This window comes from Flavobacterium sp. ENC (genome assembly GCF_020991415.1).
GTDB lineage: Bacteria > Bacteroidota > Bacteroidia > Flavobacteriales > Flavobacteriaceae > Flavobacterium.
This window is the reverse complement of sequence record NZ_JAJMOY010000001.1, coordinates 172730-195601: the sequence shown is the minus strand read 5'-3', so window position 1 is coordinate 195601 and position 22872 is coordinate 172730. Positions and strand designations below refer to the sequence as shown.

At 38.0% G+C, this 22872-nt stretch carries 19 protein-coding genes and 1 riboswitch; of the genes, 18 read left to right on the top strand and 1 reads right to left on the bottom strand.

The annotated features are described in order from the left end of the window. The first annotated feature begins 42 nt into the window (after nt 1-42). From LPB89_RS00780 to LPB89_RS00765, 4 genes are all read left to right on the top strand, one after another. Entirely contained in the window at nt 43-1215 is a 1173-nt protein-coding gene (locus tag LPB89_RS00780) for a PLP-dependent aspartate aminotransferase family protein (RefSeq protein WP_230699839.1), read from the top strand. A gap of 199 nt (nt 1216-1414) precedes the next feature. After that, nucleotides 1415-1924 (top strand): RDD family protein, encoded by a 510-nt coding sequence (locus LPB89_RS00775; protein WP_230699838.1) that lies wholly within the window; start codon nt 1415-1417, stop codon nt 1922-1924. 5 nt (nt 1925-1929) lie between these two features. Beyond that, entirely contained in the window at nt 1930-2469 is a 540-nt protein-coding gene (locus tag LPB89_RS00770; protein ID WP_230699837.1) for an RDD family protein, read from the top strand. 135 nt (nt 2470-2604) lie between these two features. Further along, a complete protein-coding gene (locus LPB89_RS00765; protein WP_008466594.1) occupies nt 2605-3015 on the top strand; it encodes an Rrf2 family transcriptional regulator in 411 nt (136 codons plus the stop codon). 121 nt (nt 3016-3136) lie between these two features. On the opposite strand, the gene LPB89_RS00760 is transcribed toward LPB89_RS00765, so the two are convergent. After that, on the bottom strand, nt 3137-3919 hold the full coding sequence (locus LPB89_RS00760; protein ID WP_154338965.1) for a sulfite exporter TauE/SafE family protein: 783 nt from the start codon (nt 3917-3919) through the stop codon (nt 3137-3139). A 280-nt stretch (nt 3920-4199) separates the two neighbouring features. Between LPB89_RS00760 and LPB89_RS00755 the strand changes: the two genes are divergently transcribed. The 14 genes from LPB89_RS00755 (at nt 4200) to LPB89_RS00690 (ending at nt 22833) form a co-directional block, all read left to right on the top strand. Then, nucleotides 4200-5132, top strand: coding sequence for a sulfite exporter TauE/SafE family protein (locus LPB89_RS00755; protein WP_230699836.1), 933 nt, complete (start codon nt 4200-4202; stop codon nt 5130-5132). A 26-nt stretch (nt 5133-5158) separates the two neighbouring features. After that, a complete protein-coding gene (locus LPB89_RS00750) occupies nt 5159-5869 on the top strand; it encodes a phosphoadenylyl-sulfate reductase (RefSeq protein ID WP_230699835.1) in 711 nt (236 codons plus the stop codon). Between the two features lie 205 nt (nt 5870-6074). Beyond that, nucleotides 6075-6974: a sulfate adenylyltransferase subunit CysD gene (gene cysD / locus LPB89_RS00745; protein WP_127337837.1), complete on the top strand. Its 900-nt coding sequence runs from the start codon at nt 6075-6077 to the stop codon at nt 6972-6974. 155 nt (nt 6975-7129) lie between these two features. Next, nucleotides 7130-8374 (top strand): sulfate adenylyltransferase subunit 1, encoded by a 1245-nt coding sequence (locus LPB89_RS00740; protein ID WP_230699834.1) that lies wholly within the window; start codon nt 7130-7132, stop codon nt 8372-8374. Nucleotides 8375-8488: 114 nt separating this feature from the next. Further along, on the top strand, nt 8489-10579 hold the full coding sequence (locus tag LPB89_RS00735) for a HEPN domain-containing protein (protein ID WP_230699833.1): 2091 nt from the start codon (nt 8489-8491) through the stop codon (nt 10577-10579). Beyond that, a complete protein-coding gene (gene cobA / locus LPB89_RS00730; protein WP_230699832.1) occupies nt 10572-11348 on the top strand; it encodes a uroporphyrinogen-III C-methyltransferase in 777 nt (258 codons plus the stop codon). Before LPB89_RS00735 ends, cobA begins: the two co-directional genes overlap by 8 nt. A 42-nt stretch (nt 11349-11390) precedes the next feature. Further along, on the top strand, nt 11391-11972 hold the full coding sequence (locus LPB89_RS00725) for a bifunctional precorrin-2 dehydrogenase/sirohydrochlorin ferrochelatase (protein ID WP_127337833.1): 582 nt from the start codon (nt 11391-11393) through the stop codon (nt 11970-11972). 97 nt (nt 11973-12069) lie between these two features. After that, nucleotides 12070-13122: an NAD(P)/FAD-dependent oxidoreductase gene (locus LPB89_RS00720; protein WP_127337832.1), complete on the top strand. Its 1053-nt coding sequence runs from the start codon at nt 12070-12072 to the stop codon at nt 13120-13122. 466 nt (nt 13123-13588) lie between these two features. Continuing rightward, nucleotides 13589-13702: riboswitch (SAM riboswitch) on the top strand. 218 nt (nt 13703-13920) lie between these two features. Beyond that, nucleotides 13921-14925 carry a homocysteine S-methyltransferase family protein gene (locus LPB89_RS00715; protein ID WP_230699831.1) on the top strand — a complete coding sequence of 335 codons (1005 nt, stop codon included), beginning with the start codon at nt 13921-13923 and terminating at the stop codon, nt 14923-14925. A 479-nt stretch (nt 14926-15404) separates the two neighbouring features. Further along, entirely contained in the window at nt 15405-18080 is a 2676-nt protein-coding gene (gene metH / locus LPB89_RS00710; RefSeq protein WP_230699830.1) for a methionine synthase, read from the top strand. A gap of 158 nt (nt 18081-18238) precedes the next feature. Beyond that, complete coding sequence (gene metF / locus LPB89_RS00705; RefSeq protein ID WP_127337827.1) at nt 18239-19195, top strand: methylenetetrahydrofolate reductase [NAD(P)H]; 957 nt, start codon at nt 18239-18241, stop codon at nt 19193-19195. Nucleotides 19196-19355: 160 nt separating this feature from the next. Continuing rightward, nucleotides 19356-20009: a class I SAM-dependent methyltransferase gene (locus tag LPB89_RS00700; protein WP_230699829.1), complete on the top strand. Its 654-nt coding sequence runs from the start codon at nt 19356-19358 to the stop codon at nt 20007-20009. A 100-nt stretch (nt 20010-20109) separates the two neighbouring features. Continuing rightward, nucleotides 20110-21333 carry a dicarboxylate/amino acid:cation symporter gene (locus tag LPB89_RS00695; RefSeq protein ID WP_230699828.1) on the top strand — a complete coding sequence of 408 codons (1224 nt, stop codon included), beginning with the start codon at nt 20110-20112 and terminating at the stop codon, nt 21331-21333. Between the two features lie 93 nt (nt 21334-21426). Further along, on the top strand, nt 21427-22833 hold the full coding sequence (locus tag LPB89_RS00690) for a pyridoxal-dependent decarboxylase (RefSeq protein WP_230699827.1): 1407 nt from the start codon (nt 21427-21429) through the stop codon (nt 22831-22833). The last annotated feature ends 39 nt before the right edge of the window (nt 22834-22872 follow it).

The following is a 22872-nucleotide window of genomic DNA, read 5'->3' as shown; positions in this document are numbered from 1 at the left end:
ATTTGTGCTACTTGGCGCAATTCGTGTTAAACAAAAAAAAAAATGAGAGAACAAGAATTTGGTTTTGAAACACAGGCCATAAGAACACAATTAGAAAGATCTCAGTATTTAGAGCATTCGGTGCCATTATACTTATCGTCAAGCTTTGTATTTGAAGATGCGGAAGATATGAGAGCTTCTTTTACAGAAGAAAAAGAAAGAAATATTTACAGTCGTTTCAGCAACCCGAATACGACTGAATTTGTAGATAAAATATGCAAAATGGAAGGCGCTGAAGCCGGATATGCCTTTGCTACCGGAATGGCAGCCGTTTACTCCACTTTTGCAGCCCTCTTAAATGCAGGAGATCACATTGTATCCGCGAGCAGCGTTTTCGGTTCGACACATGCGTTGTTTATGACCTATTTTCCAAAATGGAATATCGAGACTTCGTATTTTGAGATTAACAAACCGGAAACCATTGAGAGTTTCATCAAGCCTAATACTAAGATATTATATGCGGAGTCGCCTACAAATCCCGGTGTTGACGTAATTGACCTGCAATTTTTGGGAGATATTGCCAAAAAACACAATCTGATTTTAATTATTGATAACTGTTTTGCAACCCCTTATTTGCAGCAGCCAATTAAGTTTGGGGCGCATCTGGTAGTGCATTCAGCGACCAAATTAATTGACGGTCAGGGCCGTGTTTTAGGAGGAGTGACCGTAGGAAGCGAAGATTTGATCCGACAGATCTATTTGTTTTCAAGGAATACAGGTCCGGCTTTGTCTCCGTTTAATGCCTGGATTTTATCAAAAAGTTTGGAAACGCTTGCCATTCGTGTGGAGAAACACTGCGAGAACGCTTTAAAAGTAGCGGAGTTTTTAGAAGCACATCCGAATGTGAACAGCGTAAAATACCCGTTTTTGAAATCGCACCCTCAATATGAAATTGCCAAAAAACAAATGCTTTTAGGTGGAAATATCATTGCGTTTGAAATCAAAGGTGGCATAGAAGCCGGACGAAAATTTTTAGATAAAATAAAACTCTGCTCGCTTTCTGCTAATATTGGAGATACCCGATCCATTGTTACGCATCCGGCGTCAACAACGCACAGCAAGCTGTCTGAAGAAGATCAGTTGGCAGTGGGTATTACACAAGGTTTGGTGCGTGTATCTGTAGGTTTGGAAACCGTAAAAGATGTAATTGCCGATTTGGAGCAGGCGCTTTCTTAAATAAATTTTAGAGTTTAGATTTCTGATTTTAGATTGTTAGAAATCTATAATGCAGGTTATAAATAACGATTTTTGGCTGTAATTTAATTACGGTTAAAAATCGTTATTCTTTTTATTGCGGTTTGGCTAAAAAGTATACTTTTGTCCGGACTAAGATTAAAATACGATTACTAATCATAAACTTAAAACCAAACCAAACATGAGCAACTCTACTTACATTCTTGATGACAAATTATTAGTTTCAGGGGGACAGAGATTTCTTAATTATCTTCTGGATACTATCTTTATTCTGGCATTCATCTTTCTTTTAGCTATTTTTTTAGGATTTCTTGGGGCTCTTTTAGGGTTGAACGGATTAGCGAACTGGATGGATAATATTGGTGACTTAGAAGGAAGAATACTTTTTATTCTTTTCACGATTATTTATTATACCGTGACCGAAGGTTTCTTTGGAAGATCTTTGGCTAAACTAATCACAGGTACAATTGTAGTGGATGAGAATGGCGAAAAACCTGATTTTGGAACTATTTTTAAAAGAAGCTTATGCAGAGTAATTCCTTTTGACGGACTTTCGTTTCTGAGAAGTTCAGGAAGAGGATGGCATGATTCAATGTCTGATACTTATGTCGTGAATAAAAAAGCTTTAGATGAAGAAGTGAAAATATTTCATGAATTTAACTTAATTGGTGTTCAGGAAACAGAATCATAAAAAAAATGAAAACGATTAGATTAAAGAATAAAGATCAAAATGGGAATCCCTTTATAGATGTTCCTGAAAAGAAATTACTAACTTCTGATCGTGATCGTTTCTTTAACTGTATTATTGATTTTGCCTTTATTCTTATTTCGATATTTATTGTTTCACTACTTATTGTACTTACGGGAAATATTTTACAATGGGATATCTATAGAATGTGGGAAGAAATTTTGATTTATCTTGGATTCACAGGAACGTATTTATCTTTTGCTATGATTTACTATTTTATTTTTGAGAGTCTTTCGGGCAGAACTTTAGGTAAGATCATGACAGGTAGCATTATAATTAATGAATATGGAGTAAAACCTGGTGTTGCTGTTATTTTCAAAAGAACATTATGTCGTTTTATTCCTTTTGAGGCTTTATCTTTTTTAGGAGAATCAGGAAGAATGTGGCATGATTCTCTTTCTAATACCTATGTAGTTGAAAAAAATGTCTTAGAGGATGAAATGAAACTGCAAGAATTGAATTTAATTGGAGCCAAAGAAGTAATTTGATAGGTAAAGTAGAATTTAAATTTCATCTTGTTAGTATTCTCATATAAAAAGCATATTTTTGTTATTTAAAAATATAAGTTTGCGGATTTAGATAAAAATCTAAAATCAACACTCTAAAATCTAAAATATTCAAAAGTGCTTTCAAAGAAAACAAAATACGGAATCAAAGCTTTAACTTATTTAGCAAGACGCGAGAATAACGAACCTGTACAAATTGCTGAAATTGCAAAGAGCGAACATATTTCAATTAAATTCCTGGAAAGTATTTTGTTGCTGTTAAGAAACTCCGGTTTCCTTGGTGCTAAAAAAGGAAAGGGCGGCGGGTATTACTTAATTAAAGATCCGAAAGACATCAGTATGGCCAAAGTGTACCGTATTCTGGAAGGTCCGATTGCATTGCTGCCTTGTGCAAGTCATAATTTTTATGAGCGATGCGATGATTGTGATGACGAGTCCACCTGCGCCGCAAGACGTTTAATGACGGAGGTTAGGGACAATACACTTAAAATACTGGAAAGCAATTCGTTAGCAGATATTGCTTTTTAAGAATTAGCAAACGATAGGAATTTATTGAAAAATTATAATTTAAAGATCATTTCACAGGAGGAAACTTGCTGAAATGGTTTTTTTTTACAGCGTAATATTTTTTATTTTCTAAAGTAAAGGTTTAAAAAATCAATTTATAGCCTACCATAAACAACATTACGGCAATAGCGTTTCTTAAAAGTAAATCAGGAACTTTTCCGCTTAACATACTTCCGATGTAAATTCCGGGTAAGGATCCCAATAACAATTGTCCGAGTAAAACCAAATCCAGATTTCCCATTGAAGCATGTCCAATTCCTGCTACAAGAGTTAAGGGTACCGCATGTGCGATTTCAGTTCCTACTAATTTCGGAGTGGGCAGCAACGGATAGAGGAAAAATAAAGTTACTGTTCCCAATGCACCCGCACCAATCGAGGTCAGTGTTACAGTAGCGCCCAATAACACACCAATAGCAACAGTCAGTACATTCTGAGTCGTACTCTCTTTGTGAAAGCGGTCGCCGGCATGTTTTTTAGAAAACTTCATAATCCTGTTTTTAAACAAAATCGCCACAGAAGTAAAAAGCAATGCCCAGCCTAAACTGTATTTAATCAATGCATTCAGGGTGGTAATATCGGTTTTGATACTTTCTAATATCCACAAAGTGATCAGGGCAGCCGGCACACTTCCGAGAGAAAGCCAGCCCGTAATCTTCCAGTTGATATTACTTTTTTTATTATGCACATATACACCGCCCATTTTGGTAAAAGCGGCGTACAATAAATCAGTTCCAACAGCGGTTGTAGGAGGAATGTTGAACCACAATAAAATCGGAGTCATCAAAGAACCGCCGCCAACTCCGGTCATTCCTACGATAAAACCAACGACTAAGCCCGCAATTACTATTCCTATCTGAAAATCCATACCTAAAAAATTTTGCCAAAAATAATAACTAATTAACTACAATCCTATCGATTTTATAGACGTTATGTGTAGTGGTTTCTAATTATTGCTAAGTTATTGTTTTTTAGTTTGTTATTGTTAGGGCTAATTCTCAAAGTAGTATCAATTTAGATAGAAAACGTAAGTTTTATTTTAAATGTTTGGTGTTCAGTTGTTTTTTCAATTAAAAAATCCGGATATTGTTTTGATATTTACAAATAAATACTAATTTTGCATAGTAATCTACTAAGCCTATAGGATAATGGATTTAAATAAAGATGGTTCAAAAATTATGGAGAAAGGATTGGAAATAAACGCAGTTGAAGTAAAGTCTGAAGTTTCTTTAAAAGAGAGATTATGGATTATCATACCGGTTGTCTTGTTAATTGGTTTATTAGCAACACTTGGTTATAACCATTATGCTGAATTTACCTGGGATGGATTCGTAGGCGGTTTTAATCAGGAACTTTTGGTTTTCTTCTTAATTGGGGTTTTCGCCCAGTTGGTAGACGGAACTTTAGGAATGGGTTACGGAGCAACTTCCACTTCATTTTTACTGGCATACGGAGTACCTCCGGTGGTGAGCAGTACTGCGGTGCACGTGTCAGAAATGTTTACAACAGGAGCATCGGCACTTTCACATCACCGATTTGGAAATATCAATAAAAAACTCGTAAAACATTTATTGATTCCGGGAGTTTTAGGTTCCATAACAGGTGCTTATTTATTGTCAGATGTGATTAATGGAGATGTTATCAAGCCCTTTATTGCCGTTTACATGATTATTCTGGCTATTATCATTATCAAAAAGGCCCTGAAAAAAAACATTGTAAAAAAGAAAACTAAAAAATTAAGTGTTTTAGCTGTTTTTGGAGGTTTTATGGATTCTGTCGGTGGCGGCGGCTGGGGACCCATTGTGACTTCAACATTATTAGGAAGAGGAAGAAACCCGAGATATACAATCGGTTCCGTAAATGCAGCTGAGTTTGCGATTTCATTTGCAAGTGGTATCACCTTCATGCTTTTTGGAGGAATTCACGGATGGCAGGTGATTATCGGTTTGATTTTAGGAGGCGTAATTTCGGCACCATTAGCCGCATTTTTAGTAAATAAAATAAAAAGAAAACCAATGATGATTGCGGTTGGAATACTAATCATCTTATTGAGTTTAAAAACATTATCTAAATTATTATAAGATAAATTTAGAAGGAGAAAGAGAATATGAGCGCGACAGTTACAGAATTATTATTAGAAAAAACAAAAGACTTTACACTGGAACAAACATTGGCTTTTTTGGCTGATGAGTATCCCGGGAAAGTAATTTTTTCAACTTCATTTGGACAGGAAGATCAGGTAATTACTGATTTTATCTTTAAAAATGATTTGGCCATCACGGTGTTTACGTTAGATACCGGAAGATTATTTCAGGAAACCTATGATGTTTTTCACAGAACATTAAAAAAGTATAAAAAACAGATTGAGGTTTATTTTCCGGAAGCAGCAGCGGTAGAAAACTTACTTCAGACCAAAGGCCCGAACAGCTTTTACGATTCGGTTGAAAACAGAAAAGAATGCTGTTTTATCCGAAAAGTAGTGCCGCTACGAAAAGCTTTATCCGGAAATGCCGTCTGGATTACGGGTCTAAGAGCCGAACAATCCGAAAACAGGCACGATTTAAACCTTTTTGAATATGATGGCGGTTTTGAAATCATAAAATTCAATCCGTTACTAAAATGGAGTTTAGAAGAAGTAGAAAATCACCTGAAAGAATTTAATGTTCCGCAGAATGCCCTGCACAAAGAAGGTTTCGTAAGCATTGGCTGTGCGCCTTGTACCAGAGCCATTTTCCCCGGAGAGGATATCAGAGCCGGAAGATGGTGGTGGGAATCGAGTCATAAGGAGTGTGGTTTGCATGGGGCTAGGAAAGACTAGTTGGAAGCAAGAAGCCAGAGACAAGACTTGGTTCTGGAGAATAGAAAATAGAGAATAGAATAAAGAGTAAAGAATTAAGATTGGAGCAACGGATTTAATCTGTTGAACAAAAAGAAACAAAAAAACAGAATAACGATAGTTTAAGATTTCAGACAAGGTAAAACAACCTAAACCTGAAACCTGAAACCTGAAACAAAAAAACACAATGAGTTCAGTATTAAAAACAAACGCTTTAGAGAGTGAAGCCATATACATTTTCAGAGAAGTAATTTCACAGTTTGACAAACCGGTTTTACTTTTTTCGGGAGGAAAAGATTCTATAACATTAGTTCGTTTGGCCCAAAAAGCTTTTTTTCCTGCAAAGATTCCGTTTCCTCTTTTACACGTTGATACGGGACACAATTTTCCTGAAACAATCGCTTTCAGGGATAAACTGGTAGAAGAATTAGGTTTAGAGCTGATCGTTCGTAATGTTCAGGATGCCATTGATGAAGGAAAAGTAGTGGAGGAAACCGGAAAATATTCCAGTAGAAACAGCTTACAGACGATCACGCTTTTAGATGCCATCGAAGAATTTAAGTTTGATGCCTGTATTGGTGGTGCACGTCGTGATGAAGAAAAAGCAAGAGCAAAAGAGCGTATTTTTTCAGTTCGTGATGATTTCGGTCAGTGGGACGAAAAAAATCAACGCCCGGAGTTATTTGATATTTTGAATGGAAAAATAGAAAATGGTCAGAACGTTCGTGTTTTCCCAATTTCAAACTGGACAGAGTTAGATGTCTGGAGCTATATTGAGAAAGAGCACATCGAAATTCCGTCGATCTATTTTTCACATAAAAGAAAGGTTTTTTTGAGAGACGGTTTAATCTGGTCACATTCTCCTTTTGTGTACCAGGAAGAAGACGAACAAATCGAAGAACGAATTGTTCGCTTCAGAACCGTTGGCGATATGACTTGTACAGCCGCAGTTGATTCTTATGCTGCAACCATTCAGGAAGTAGTAGGGGAAATCAGAACTTCAACGATTTCTGAAAGAGGTGCCAGAATTGATGACAAACGTTCTGAAGCCGCAATGGAAAAGAGAAAACAACAAGGATACTTTTAATAATTATGAGTTATGAATTGTGAATTATTAATGCAATTCGGAACGTAATTAAAAACGAAATCAGAAAAACAAAAACATACAGTTTTAAATTTTAATTCAAAGGGAGCAACCTGAAACCTGAAACTAAAATTTTAAACCTGAAACAAAATACAAGAATGGAAGTTTTAAAAATAGCAACAGCAGGAAGTGTAGATGACGGAAAAAGTACTTTGATCGGAAGATTATTGTACGATACAAAATCATTGACGACAGATAAAATCGAAGCAATCGAAAAAAGCAGTAAACAAAAAGGATACGATTATCTTGATTTTTCACTGGCAACTGATGGTTTGGTAGCCGAAAGAGAGCAGGGAATCACGATTGATGTGGCGCACATTTATTTTTCGACAGCAAAGAAAAGTTATATCATTGCCGATACTCCGGGTCACGTAGAATATACGAGAAACATGGTAACAGGCGCTTCGACTTCCCAGGTTTCTATCATTTTGATTGATGCCAGAAAAGGCGTAATTGAGCAAACCTACCGTCACTTTTTTATCAATAATTTATTACGTGTAAAAGAGGTAATTGTAGCGATCAACAAAATGGATTTGGTAGATTATTCCGAAGAAGTTTACAATAAAATTAAAGCTGATTTTCAGGCATTGAATGCTAAAAGCACATTCAAAGAACAAAATGTAAGCTACATTCCATTAAGCGCCATCAACGGCGGAAACGTGGTGGATCAGTCTAAAGATATGCCTTGGTACACAGGTCAAACCGTTTTAGAGCATTTAGAAGGACTGCATTCTTCGGATGTTTTTGAAGCCGGAAAAGCCCGTTTTCCGGTTCAGACCGTAATTCGTCCTAAGACACAGGAATACCATGACTTTAGGGGATATGCCGGAAAATTATACGGAAATTCAATAAAAGTAGGAGATGCGGTTACCGTTTTGCCTTCTTTAACAGAATCAAAAGTATCTAAAATTCACTTTTTCGATAAAACATTTGATGAAGCCGCTGCAGGTTCATCCATTACTATCGAATTAGAAAACGATATCAATGTGACAAGAGGCGATATGATCGTAAAATCATCAGAGCTTCCAAAAATTGAAAAAGAAATCAGTACAACGGTCTGTTGGATGGACAGTAAAAAACTGGTTGCCGGTACCAAATATATTGTACAGCACAATACCAACTCCGTTTTGGCCAAAGTAGAAAGTGTCAAGAATACGATCTCGACGGACTATTCCGGAACCAAAGAAGCCACACAATTAGCAATCAACGAAATTGGAGAAGTAACGATCAAATTAAGCAAGCCTTTATATTTTGATGCCTACAACGACAATAAATCAAACGGAGCATTTATCCTGATTGATACAGCGACAAACACCACAGCAGGAGTAGGATTCATTAGATAGTTTCACTGCTGTAAGCAATACGCTTTAGGCGGTAAGCTTTAAGCAAAAAATGTATAACACGGTACGCAAGAAAGCCTACAGCTTATTGCTTAAAGCCTAAAGCATTAAAAAGAAATGGAAAGTTTTAGAACAGAAATAGAAAATCCGATAGTTCAGAAAGAGATTATCGATCTTGAAAAAAAGATTCACTTATTCCGTGGCGGAAAAATTGATGATGAGCGTTTTCGCAGTCTTCGTTTAGCACGTGGAATCTACGGACAACGTCAGGAAGGCGTACAAATGATTCGTATTAAATTGCCTTACGGTAAAGTAACGAGCGAACAATTGGTGCGAATTACCAAAGTTTCTGATGAATATTCAACAGGACGTTTGCATATAACAACACGTCAGGACATTCAGATTCACTACGTAAGTTTAGACAGAACTCCGGAACTGTGGGCAAACCTGGCGAAAGACGATATCACCTTACGTGAAGCTTGTGGTAACACGGTTAGAAATATTACCGGAAGCGAACTCGCCGGTGTAGACGTAAACGAACCATTTGACGTTTCGCCTTATGCACATGGTTTATTTCAATATTTATTAAGAAATCCAATTTGTCAGGAAATGGGACGTAAATTTAAAATTTCGTTCTCATCCTCTGAAGAAGATACCGCTTTGAGTTATTTACATGATTTAGGATTTATACCTAAAATTGTAAATGGTGAAAAAGGATTTAAAATCATGTTTGGGGGAGGTTTAGGTTCCCAGCCTGCACATGCCGAATTGCTTTCAGAGTTTGTTCCCGTAAACCAGATTATTCCAACAGCAGAAGGTATCATCCGTATTTTCGACCGATACGGCGAGCGTGCCAAAAGAATGAAAGCCCGTATGAAATTTTTGATCAAAGAAATGGGAAGAGATGTTTTCCTTGATTTGGTTGAAAAAGAAAAAAAAGCAATCGCTTTTGAAACTTACGAAATTGACACAACAGCTTTTGATGGCCCGATTCCGGAACCATTATTAGAAGTGCCGCAGGTTACAATCGAAGATACAGCCGCTTATGAAGCGTGGAAAGAATCGAATGTAATTGCACAGAAACAAGCGGGCTATTATGCGATCGGAATCAAAGTTTTATTAGGAGATTTTTACACTGATAAAGCAAGGTTGTTAGCTGACTTAATTAAAAATTACGCTGCGAATGAATTGCGTTTTTCATTGCGTCAAAATATTGTAATCCGTCACGTAAAAGAAGAGAATCTTTCTTTCTTTTATCAGGAATTAGCCAAGCTGGACTTTGTTCATTTAGGCTATAATTCAACGGCGGATATTACAGCTTGTCCGGGTACTGATACTTGTAATTTGGGGATTGCAAGTAGTACCGGTATAGCTGAAGAATTAGAAAAGGTAATCAATGCCGAATACCCGCAGTACCGAAATAACCGTGAAATTGAAATCAAAATCAGTGGCTGTATGAATGCCTGCGGACAGCACAATATGTCAGCAATTGGTTTTCAGGGAATGTCGATCAACTCCGGAAAATTGGTAGCGCCGGCCCTACAGGTTTTATTGGGCGGAGGAAGATTAGGAAACGGAGCAGGACGCTTTGCTGACAAAGTTATTAAAATTCCAAGCCGAAGAGGTCCAGATGCATTGCGTACCATTTTAAATGATTTTGATGCAAATGCCAACGGAGAAAAATTCCTGAATTATTACGATCTGAAAGGGGAGAAATATTTCTATGAAATTTTAAAACCATTTGCAGATGTAACCAATCTGACGGAAGCTGATTTCATCGATTGGGGGAATGCAGACAACTACGTAAAAGCAGTCGGAGTAGGAGAATGTGCCGGAGTTGTAATAGATTTGGTTGCGACTTTATTATTAGAAGCCAAAGATAAACTGACTTTCGCCCAGGAATCATTCGACGAAGGAAAATGGTCAGATGCAATCTATCATGCTTATGCGGGATTTGTAAATGGCGCGAAAGCGTTGTTGCTTTCAGAAAACGAAAAAACAAACCATCACGCAGGAATTGTAGATTTGTTTGATACCGTTTTTATAGCAACAGGAAAAATAGGATTGCCAACAACTTTCAGGGAATTGGTATATCAAATCAATCAAAATGAACCTTCAGAAGCATTTGCAAAACAATACATTCAGGAAGGAATTGCATTTTTTGCAATTATAGAAAAATACAGAGCTCAAGAATTAGCAAATGCTTAAGACCATAAAACCCAAAGTTACTTTAGTCGGTGCAGGTCCCGGCGATCCGGATTTACTTACGCTAAAAGCTGTAAAAGCGTTGGCTGAAGCGAATGTGGTTTTGTACGATGCATTGGCCAATGATGAAATATTAGCACACGCTCCCAAAAATGCGATCCGGATTTTTGTCGGGAAAAAAATAGGAAACCATGCTTATACACAGGATGAGATCAATCAATTGATTGTTGATAATGCCTTAACGTATGGAAATGTGGTCCGGTTAAAAGGCGGAGACCCTTTTATTTTCGGGCGTGGAAGCGAAGAAATAGAATTTGTTGAAAGTTTCGGAATCCCGACCGTTGTAGTTCCCGGAATTTCTTCAGTAGTTGCCGTTCAGGCGAGTCAGGGGATTTCGATTACAAAAAGAGGTGTTTCAGAGAGTTTCTGGGCCATTACAGGAACAACTTCCGACAGGAAATTATCTTCAGACGTAGCCTTGGCAGCACAATCCTCTGCGACAGTAGTAATTTTGATGGGGATGCATAAATTGAGCCAGATTATAGAGCTGTTTCAAAAAGAAGACAAAGGAAATTTACCTGTAGCGATTATTCAAAACGGAACAACTGCCAAAGAAAAAGTAGGCGTTGGAACAGTAGATTCTATTCTAGAAATTGTAAAAGAACAACAATTAAGTTCACCGGCCATTATTGTTTTGGGAGAAGTAGTTCGCGAAAGCAATAAACTGAAAGGATTTTACGAAGAATTTCTATCAAAAGAAATCGTTCGGTAAAATATAAATCATCTAATTTTGGTAAGATGAAAATAAATTAAAATGGAACAGAACGAATTATATCCCATATTCTTAAAACTTCATAATCTGAATGTGTTAATTGTGGGCGGGGGAAACGTTGGATTAGAAAAACTTTCTTTTTTGCTGAAGTCGAGTCCAAATGCCAATGTTGAGGTTGTAGCACCGGACTTTCATTTAGAGATTAAAGTCTTAGCCGAAAAGCATCCTTCTATTAAATTGACGGAAGCAAAGTTCAAAAAAAGAATGCTCAAAAAGCGTCACATGGTAATCGCCTGTACCGATGACCTGAAAGTCAATAAAAGAGTATACGATTTGTCCCGAAAGCGTTATCTGATTTGCAATATCGCTGATACGCCTGATTTATGTGATTATTATCTAGGCGGAATAGTCACCAAAGGAAATGTCAAAATTGCTATTTCGACCAACGGAAAATCGCCAACAACCGCCAAAAGACTGCGGGAGTTTTTCGAAGAAGTAATTCCGGAAGATATCAATCAGATGGTTGAAAACCTCAATGAATACAGGAAAACACTGAAAGGCAATTTTGAAGACAAGGTAAAAAAGATGAACGAAATCACCGCTTCATTAAAAAATAAAGAGTAAAAAATTTCGCAAAGAAATCAATGACAAAAATCATTGGCAGAAGAATAAATTATTCGTTCCTTTGCATTATTAAGAATGATTATAAACAACAAGCATAATGATTAAAACAGATATACTTATAATTGGAGCAGGACCAACAGGTTTATTTGCCGTTTTTGAGGCAGGATTATTAAAATTAAAATGTCATATTTTGGATGCTTTGCCACAAGCAGGCGGACAACTTTCAGAATTATATCCAAAAAAACCTATTTATGATATTCCCGGATTCCCGGAAGTTTTGGCAGGAGATTTAATTGATAACCTACAGGAACAAATCAAACAATTTGAGCCGGGTTATACTTTAGGAGAGCGCGCTGAAACTATCGAAAAACAAGAAGACGGAAGTTTTATCGTAACCTCAAATAAAGGAACTAAATTTCACGCACCGGTGATTGCTATCGCAGGAGGTTTGGGAAGTTTTGAGCCACGCAAGCCACTTATAGAAGATATCGAGTTTTATGAAGATAAAGGGGTAAAATATTTCATCAAAAACCCGGAGAAATTCAGGGACAAGAGAGTAGTGATTGCCGGAGGAGGAGATTCAGCTTTAGACTGGAGTATTTTCCTTTCTAACGTAGCTTCAGAGGTAACTTTAATTCACCGAAGAAACGAATTTAGAGGAGCTTTAGATTCTGTTGAAAAAGTACAGGAATTAAAAACAGCCGGAAAAATTAAACTAATCACCCCTGCAGAAGTAATCGGAATCAATGGTGCTGAGCATGTGGAGTCTCTGGATATAGAAGAAAACGGAGCACACCGTAAAATCGAAACTGATTTCTTTATTCCCCTTTTCGGATTAACGCCTAAATTAGGACCAATCGGAGACTGGGGACTGGACATCGAGAAAAACGCGATTAAAGTAAACAATGCCTTAGATTACCAAACCAATATTCCGGGAATCTTTGCTATCGGAGACGTTAATACATATCCCGGCAAATTAAAACTGATCCTTTGTGGTTTCCACGAAGCCACTTTGATGTGTCAGGCAGCTTACCAGATCATCAATCCGGGTAAAAAATACGTTTTAAAATATACCACAGTTTCCGGTGTAGACGGTTTCGACGGAACTCGTAAAGAAGCGCCGAAAGCGGTCGTGAAAGCGATTGTTTAAGTTGCTAAGACGATAAGATACTAAGGTTCTAAGATTTTTATATAGAAAGCTCAAACGTATGGTTTGGGCTTTTTCGTTTTTAAAAACATTGATGCTTTTGTGAAGCATAAACGTAGCCAGTGGTTTCAACCACTGGAGCTTATGGTTTGAGCTTTTCGTTTTTTAAAACATTGATGCTTTTGGGAAGAGCATAAACATAGCCAGTGGTTTCAACCACTGGAGCGTAATGCATATCAAATGCATTGTCACGGTGTACAATCGCGATCCGTCTTCCACGGTTGAAGCCGTGGGCTGTATTTGAAAAACATAGGTGAAACTGTAACCTTGGAACCTTAATATCTCAGAATTTCACCACCTTTAAAAAAACCTTAGAATCTTAGTCACTTAGCATCTCAGCATCTTCAAAAAAAAAACTTGCAAGTAGCAATGCTATTTCATACCTTTGCACTGTTCTTAAAATTATTGAAAGTTATCACGAAAGGCGGAGGGAAAGACCCAATGAAACCTTAGCAACCCTTTATCATAAAGAAGGTGCTACATTCTACTTTATACTATTCTTAGTATTAAAGATAGATAACACAAAATACATAAACGTATTTCTCAAAACTCTTCCTGACAACCATACAATATTATTTTACTGAATTCAGTATCATGAGCGAAGCATTGGCACATTTTTGCCGTCAATTTAAACCAGACCGGTTTTCAAAACCCGTCTGGTTTAAATTCGAAATTATAATTTAATAAGAAACTTAGCTTCTCAGAACCTTACAGTCTTAGCAGCTAAAAGATAAAAAAAACATGTCAATAACAATTCAGGAAGCCATTAAAAAAAATATCCTAATCCTTGACGGAGCGATGGGAACGATGCTGCAGCGCTATAACTTCTCCGAAGAAGATTTTCGTGGCGAGCGTTTCAAGGATTTTCCACATCCGTTAAAAGGAAACAACGATTTACTATCCATAACACAACCACAAGCTATTCGCGATGTCCACGCCGCTTATTATGAAGCGGGTGCAGACATCGTAGAAACCAACACTTTTTCAGGAACGACGATTGGTATGGCCGATTATTTCCTGGAAGATCTGGTTTATGAATTAAACTATGAATCAGCTAAACTTGCCCGTCAGGTAGCAGATGAATTCACCGCTAAAAATCCGGACAAACCGCGTTTCGTAGCCGGATCCATCGGACCGACCAACAGAACGGCAAGTATGTCGCCAGACGTAAACGATCCGGGTTACAGGGCCGTAACGTTTGATGATTTGCGAATTGCCTACAAACAACAAGTAGAAGCCTTAATGGATGGCGGCTGCGATTTACTTTTAGTAGAAACGATTTTCGATACGTTAAATGCTAAAGCAGCACTTTTCGCCATCGAAGAAGTAAAAGACGAACGCAACCTGGATATTCCAATCATGGTCTCAGGAACGATTACCGATGCTTCCGGAAGAACACTTTCCGGGCAAACGGTAGAAGCGTTTTTGATTTCTGTATCGCATATTCCGTTATTAAGTGTAGGTTTCAATTGCGCTCTTGGAGCCGATTTATTGAAGCCATATTTAAAAACATTATCACAGCATACACAGTTCAACGTTTCGGCACACCCAAACGCGGGTTTACCCAACGCATTCGGACAATATGATGAAACACCGGAACAAACCCAGGCTTTAATCAAAGAATATTTAGATGACAATTTAATCAACATTATAGGCGGTTGTTGCGGAACAACTCCGGATCATATTCGATTAATTGCAGAAGTGGCAAAGGATTATAAGCCTAGAGTAGCGCCAATATTGGTATAAAACAAACCGCTAAGTTTTTGCCACAGATTTCACGGATTAAAAGGATTTTACCGGAAATGCATAAAAAAAAATCCGCAATAATCCTGTAATCAGTGGCAAGAAAAAATTAGAGGGAATTAGAGGAATTCGTGGCAAACCTTTATGATACGTGAATAAAACAAACCGTTAAGTTTTTGGCACAAATTTCACGGATTAAACGGATTTTACCGGAAACACATAAAAAAAATCTGCAATAATCCTTTAATCAGTGGCAAGAAAAAATTAGAGGGAATTAGAGGAATTCGTGGCAAACCTTTTATGATACGTGAATAAAACAAACCGTTAAGTTTTTGACACAGATTTCACGGATTGAACGGGTTTTATTGGACATGCACAAGAAAAAAACACCTACAACGTTTTGAAAACCTTGCAGGAAAGAAAATAAAGAATAAAAAAAACTTAGACCCTAAGCACCTTAGGACCTTAGTAACTTAGAAAAAATGGCAGAAAACAGAAGAGACCTTGTATTAGCAGGATTAGAACCCTTAATCATTACGCCAACCAGTGTTTTTGTAAACATTGGCGAGCGTACGAACGTAACCGGTTCGCGAAAATTCCTTCGATTAATCAAGGAAGAGAAATATGACGAGGCGCTTGATATTGCAAGACAGCAGGTAGAAGGAGGAGCACAGATCATCGATATTAATATGGATGAAGGAATGCTGGATGGCGTTCAGGCAATGACAAAATTCCTGAATTTAATTGCATCCGAACCTGATATTTCGAGAGTGCCGATTATGATTGACAGCTCGAAATGGGAAATCATCGAAGCAGGTCTAAAAGTAGTACAAGGAAAAAGCGTTGTCAACTCGATCTCTTTGAAAGAAGGCGAAGAAGCCTTTATACACCACGCCAAATTAATCAAACGTTACGGAGCGGCGGCGATTATCATGGCTTTTGATGAAGTGGGCCAGGCCGATAATTTCGAACGAAGAGTGGAGATTTGTCAGCGTTCGTATGATATTCTGGTTAATAAAGTTGGTTTTCCTCCGCAGGATATTATTTTCGATTTGAATATTTTTCCCGTTGCCACCGGAATGGAAGAACATCGCTTAAACGCTTTGGACTTTTTCAGAGGTACAAAATGGGTTCGCGAAAACCTGCCACATGCCCATATTAGTGGAGGAGTAAGTAACGTTTCGTTTTCTTTCAGAGGAAATGATACCGTTCGTGAAGCCATGCACTCGGTATTTTTATACCACGCCATTCAGAACGGAATGACGATGGGAATTGTAAATCCGGAAATGCTTTCGATTTACGATGATATTCCAAAAGACTTACTGGAGCATGTTGAAGATGTAATTCTGAACAGACGCGACGACGCAACGGAACGACTTTTAGATTTTGCTGAAAACGTAAAAGGCGAAGTAAAATCAGATGAAAAAGCGATTCAGGAATGGCGTTTAGGAACGGTTCAGGAACGTATCACGCATTCCCTGGTAAAAGGAGTTGATGCTTTTATAGAAATTGATGTCGAAGAGGCACGTTTAGCTGCAACAAAACCAATTGAAGTGATCGAAATCAATTTGATGACGGGAATGAATGTGGTTGGAGATTTATTCGGAAGCGGAAAAATGTTCCTGCCTCAGGTAGTGAAATCGGCACGTGTAATGAAAAAAGCCGTGGCGTATTTATTGCCGTATATTGAAGCCAGCAAACAAGCCGGCGACAAACAAGGAAACGGAAAAATCCTGATGGCAACCGTAAAAGGGGACGTTCACGATATTGGTAAAAACATCGTTTCGGTGGTTTTGGCCTGTAACAATTACGAGATTGTAGATCTTGGGGTTATGGTGCCTCCGGAAAAAATTATTGCTGCAGCGATTGAACACAATGTAGACATTATCGGATTAAGCGGACTGATCACCCCTTCGCTTGACGAAATGGTGTACCTGGCCAAAGAATTAGACAAACAGGGAATTAAAATTCCCATTATGATTGGCGGGGCAACCACTTCGCGCGCGCATACCGCCGTGAAAATCGCTCCGCAATACAGGGAAACCGTAATCCACGTCAACGATGCTTCGAGAGCCGTTACCGTTGCAGGAAATCTGTTAGATCATAACCGTAAAATATATGCAAGCGATATTCGGGCAGAATATGATGCGTTTAGGGAAACATTTTTAAATCGTTCGAGAGATAAAAACTTCCTGACGATTGAACAGGCCCGTAAAAACAAACTCCAACTGGATTGGGACGAATATACGCCAGTTAAACCAAAAGTAATTGGCAAACAAATTATTGAAGTCGAACTGGATGTTTTGGTTCCGTATATCGACTGGACCCCATTTTTCAGAACCTGGGAATTGTTCGGGAAATATCCGGCGATTTTAACCGATGAGGTGGTGGGAACAGAAGCAACTTCTCTTTTTGCAGATGCTCAGGCCATGTTAAAAGTGATTCTGGCAGAGAAAAAACTATCCGCCAAAGGAATTTACGGTATTTTCCCTGCGAACCAGATTGATGACGATGATATCGAATTGCGTGATGAAAACGGAAAAGTACTGGAGAAATTCCTGACCCTTCGTCAACAGTCACAAAAGACAAAAGGAGCGCCAAACATCGCTTTGTCTGATTTTATTCTGCCAAAAGATTCCGGAATTACAGATTATATCGGCGCATTTTGTGTTACAACCGGTTTTGGCGTAGACGAATGGGCAGCCGAATTTGAAAAGGACCTGGACGATTACAATTCGATTATGGTCAAAGCATTAGCGGATCGTTTTGCTGAAGCTTTCGCGGAATATTTACACGAAAAAGTACGTCAGGATTTCTGGGGTTATGATGCAGAAGAATCACTTTCGACAGAAGATCTAATCGAGGAAAATTATAAAGGAATCCGTCCGGCACCGGGCTATCCGGCATGTCCCGATCACCTGGAGAAACCAACAATCTGGAAACTTCTGAATGTAGCTGAAGAAATTGGTGTAACCTTAACGGAAAGTATGGCCATGTGGCCGGCATCATCCGTATCGGGTTATTATTTCGGAAATCCAAAAAGCAAATACTTCGGACTCGGAAAAATAAAAGAAGATCAGGTGGTCGATTATGCCAAACGACGAAATGTTCCCACAGATTACGCGATGAAGTGGTTGAACCCTAATATAGCAGATTAAAATAGTTTCAGGTTTATTTAGTTTCAGGTTTCAGGATATCCAAAGTAACCTGAAACCTGAAACCTGAAACAAAAAAGATATTTGATTTACGTTTTTTGATTCAGATTTTTTACACAATTCAAACTCAAAATTCATAACTCATAACTCATAATTTAAAAATGAAAGTAACAGAACATATAGAAAACGCCAAAGGAAATACATTATTTTCATTTGAAATTATTCCGCCTCAGAAGGGGAAAAGCATTCAGGAATTATACGATAATATCGATCCGTTGATGGAGTTTAAACCACCGTTTATTGATGTAACCACTTCACGCGAAGAATACATCTACATCGACAAAGGCAACGGACTATTAGACAAAAAACTGACCCGTATGCGCCCTGGAACGCTTGGAATCTGCGCTTCTATAAAACATAAGTACAATGTAGATACCGTACCTCACGTACTCTGCGGAGGTTTTACCAAAGAAGAAACAGAATATCTTCTGGTGGATTGTAATTACTTAGGAATTGATAACATCATGGCTTTGCGGGGCGATGCCATGAAAGACGAACAATATTTTATTCCAAAAGCAGGAGGGAATGATTACGCGATCGATCTGGTAAAACAAATCAGTTTGCTGAATCAGGGAAAATACCTGCATGAAGTAATGGATATCGATAACAAAGCTGATTTCTGTATTGGAGTTGCCGGTTATCCGGAGAAACATTTAGAATCGCCATCGCTTCAGTCGGATTTGAAAAGACTTAAAGAAAAGGTAGATGCCGGAGCTGATTACGTAGTAACGCAAATGTTTTTCGACAACACTAAATATTTCGAATTTGTGGCAAAAGCCAGAGAAATGGGAATTACCGTGCCGATCATTCCGGGGATCAAACCTATCGCTGTGAAAAGACATTTACAGATTCTGCCACAGATTTTCCGAATAGATTTACCGGAAGATTTAATTCATGAAGTGGATAAATGCAAAGATAATGCAGAGATAAAACAAGTCGGAATTGAATGGGCGATTCAGCAGTCGCTAGAATTAAAAGCGGCAGGAGTTCCGGTACTGCATTATTATTCCATGGGAAAATCAGAGAATATCCGCCAAATTGCGAGCCGTATTTTTTAAGGTCCTTGCTAGGAACGAAGCAATCTCATAAAAGCATCTCCGTAGTGCTTATTTTAGTGCGGTTGCTTCGTTCCCTGCAATGACCAAACAGATTGGAATTTGGGCACGAGCGATAGCGAATTGGCGAAGCAATTTTTTATTTGGAATTTAAATTAAGTTTATGAAAAAAGAAGAATTACAAGCAATCGCGGCACAACTCAAACACCCCAACGGAGAAAAAGGAATTGAGATGGCGAACATGATGCATGAAACCAACATCAACATGACCCGTCATTCGATTCAGAACTTAAATATTGCAGCAGAAAACAAAATTCTGGAACTGGGTCACGGAAATGCCGGCCATGTAGAATTTGTAATGCAGCAAGCTGAAAAATTAACCTATTACGGACTCGAAATGTCTGAATTAATGTTTCAGGAGGCGCGCCGGATCAATAGAAATTTGGTCTCTCAAAAACAGGCTTTCTTTTCGCTTTATGATGGAAATGCAATTCCGTTTCAGAATTCGTTTTTTGATAAAATTTTCACCGTAAACACTATTTATTTTTGGCAGGAACCTGAAAAATTTCTCATGGAAATCTACAGGATTTTAAAGGCAGCTGGAAATTTCTGCTTAACATTTGCGGAGGAAAGTTTCATGAAGCAGCTACCGTTTACAGCATACGAATTTACCCTTTACAGCACAGAAACAGCAAAGCAGTTAATCGAAAAAACAGCATTTAAAATTGTTTACACCGAAACCTTAACCGAAAAAGTAAAAAGCAAAACCGGCGAATTTATGGACAGGGCTTTTACCACTATCGTTTTGGAAAAATAAGAAAAAAACGACTTATTCGTTTTAGTGCTCTTTTTTTAAGTAATTTAATTGATTTTTTAGTTCACGTTTCTAATCCTGAATCCAATACTCTTTTAAAATTATGGAAGTTAAAAAAATCAATTTTCTAAAAAGCTACAGCAGCATTTTATTACTTCTGGGAGGTATTATAATCGGAAGCATTCTCGGGTTAATTTTTAAAGACAAAGTTGAGGTTATAAAACCTCTTGGAGATATCTTCCTAAACCTGCTCTTTACGGCTATTATTCCGCTTATTTTCTTTACCATTGCTTCTTCTGTAGCCAATTTGGAGCAGACAGAAAAACTGGGAAAGCTTTTCATGATTATGATTGCGGTTTTTTTAAGCACCATTCTGATTTCAGCACTTGTTATGATTGTGGCAGTTTATCTTTTTCCTATTCATCAGAGTATTATTATTTCTAAAGTTCCGCTGGAAAATATTCAATCCGGAAGTATTGGGGAGCAAATTGCACAATTGCTTACGGTAAATGATTTCTTTGAGTTACTGTCCCGTAAAAGCATGCTGGCATTGATTATTTTTTCTTTTCTGATCGGATTTGCAAGCTTACAGTCGGGAGAAAAAGGAAGTGCTTTCAGAGGTTTTCTCGATTCGGGAAATGAAGTCATGAAACAGCTTCTGACTATGATTATGAAATTGGCTCCAATAGGGTTAGGGGCTTATTTTGCCTATCAGGTTGGGGTTTTCGGGCCACAATTATTCGGACTTTATGCTAAACCACTGGGTGTTTATTACGCAGCCTGCGTTTTTTATTTCTTTGTGTTTTTTAGTTTGTATGCTTTGGTTGCCGGAGGAAAAAGAGCTTTTATCGTTTTCTGGAGCAATAATATTACGCCTTCTTTAACAGCGGTAGGAACCTGCAGCAGCATTGCAACAATTCCGGCAAATCTTGAGGCAGCCGAAAAAATGAGCATACCAAAACATATCAGAAACCTCGTTATTCCGCTGGGAGGGCCTTTGCATAAAGACGGTTCGAGTATGTCCTCTATTTTAAAAATAACCTTCCTTTTTGCCATGTTTGGAAAAGATTTTACTTCACCATCCACCATACTTCTGGCATTAGGAATTACTGTAATCGTTTCGATTGTAGAAGGCGGAATCCCAAATGGGGGCTATATAGGAGAAGTTCTGGCTATTACAGTCTACGGACTGCCAATGGAACAGGCTTTGCCCGTCGCCATGATTTTAGGGACTCTGGTTGACCCCATTGCCACTTTATTAAATGCCAATGGCGATGTAATTTCTTCTATGATGGTTGCCCGATTTTCTGAAAAAACGAAATGGTAGCATAAAGTTATTCTTTCCGGTAAATAAAAAAAATCAGCTTTATCTGCAAAATCTGCATAAAACAAAATTAAAAATACAGCTAACAAAATAAAAATGAATGCCATACTTCAACAAGATCTAAACGACTTCGAAAATATCTTAGAAAAAACAAAACAGCAGGGAATTGGTTTTTTGAATAATTTGGAAAACATTCCGACATCAAATAAAAATACAATTGATCCAACACGCGATTTAAACGAGTTAGGTCTTGGTTCAATAGAAGCCTTAAGAGAATTTAACGAGCGAATGGCACCCTTAATGGTTGCTTCTCCAGGGTCAAGATATCTGGGATTTGTGACCGGCGGATCAACACCGGCATCCATTGTCGGAGATTGGCTGGCTTCGGTTTATGACCAGAATACGCAGGCGATAAAAGCACAAGGCGGAGTTTCAGCACTGATTGAATTTGAAACGATTCATCTGTTGCTGCAATTGTTTGATCTGCCCAAAACATTTTTAGGCGGATTTGTAACAGGAGCCACAATGTCTAATTTTACCTGCCTCGGAATTGCAAGACAATGGTTTGGAGCTCAGTCTGGAAAAGATTTTGCTAAGAACGGAATTTCTGAAACCCTGAATATTTTGACGGCTACACCACATTCTTCGGCTGTAAAATCATTAGCGATGCTGGGAATCGGAAGCCAGAATTACAGTGTCATTAAGACCATCGAAGGAAATCGGGAGGCTATCGATACTATTGATTTAGAAGAAAAAATAAAAGCCTTAAACGGAAAACCTTTTATTTTAATTTCAAGCGCAGGGACAGTAAATACAGCCGATTTCGATGATTTTAAAGCGATTTCAACGCTAAAGGAAAAGTATAATTTCTGGTGGCATATTGATGCTGCTTTTGGAGGCTTTGCAGCGGTGTCTGATAAATTTAAACATTTAGTGGAAGGCTGGGAAAATGCAGACAGCATCACAATAGATTGTCATAAATGGCTGAACGTGCCGTATGAAAGTGCTTTTTATCTGGTAAAAAAGGATCATGTGAATTTGCAAATCGAAACGTTCCAGAACTCGAATGCGCCTTATTTGGGCAATCCGCTGGAGAATTTCAATTATTTGAATGTATTGCCGGAAAATTCAAGACGTCTGAGGGCGCTGCCGGTTTGGTTTTCTTTACTGGCCTATGGAAAAGAAGGTTTTTGTGATATTGTAGAAAACAGCGTTCATATGGCCTTGCATTTTGGAAATGCACTCATTGAAGCGGATCATTTTGAGCTCCTCGCGCCAATTCGCCTTAATAATGTTTGTTTTACTTTGAAAGGCGATCACAATCAGGAGAAAGTCGCTTCGTTTCTGACGCTGCTAAATGATAGTGGAAAAGTGTTTATGACACCAACAGTTTATCAAAACAGAAAAGGAATAAGAGCTTCTTTTGTCAACTGGAGAACTTCAGAGAAAGATATTAAAATTATAATCGAAGAAATGAAACAAGCTATTTTGGCTATAAATTAATGCATAAAGGAGGAGCTGAATAGTTTTTTGCAATACTAA